This window comes from Trabulsiella guamensis ATCC 49490 (assembly GCF_000734965.1).
Classification (GTDB): Bacteria; Pseudomonadota; Gammaproteobacteria; order Enterobacterales; family Enterobacteriaceae; genus Trabulsiella; species Trabulsiella guamensis.
Genome location: NZ_JMTB01000262.1, coordinates 1 through 245 on the forward strand (window position 1 = coordinate 1; position 245 = coordinate 245).

The following is a 245-nucleotide window of genomic DNA, read 5'->3' on the forward strand; positions in this document are numbered from 1 at the left end:
AGGGGATTCGGCTTTTGGCTATAAAAACATGATTGTTTTTTCTGCGCCGGGAGTAACCAACTGGGCAGTCCCTGCTGAGTTGCAGAACGGAAGAAAATGCTATGTGGAGATCGTAGCTGGCGGTGGTGCTGGTGGTCGTGCGGCTGGCGGTGGTGGAGGTGGTGGTGGCGGTATCGCCAAGTCATTACTGGATTTATCCGGTATCACTTCGGTTCAACTAACTGTTGGCGCTGGCGGTATCCCCA

Annotated in this window: 1 protein-coding gene; it reads left to right on the forward strand. The window is 53.9% G+C overall.

Annotation, left to right across the window (positions count from 1 at the left end):
- Positions 1 to 28 precede the first annotated feature (28 nt).
- Positions 29 to 245, forward strand: a 217-nt coding sequence (locus GTGU_RS27170; protein WP_483855309.1) for a glycine-rich domain-containing protein, incomplete at its 3' end; no start/stop codon positions are given.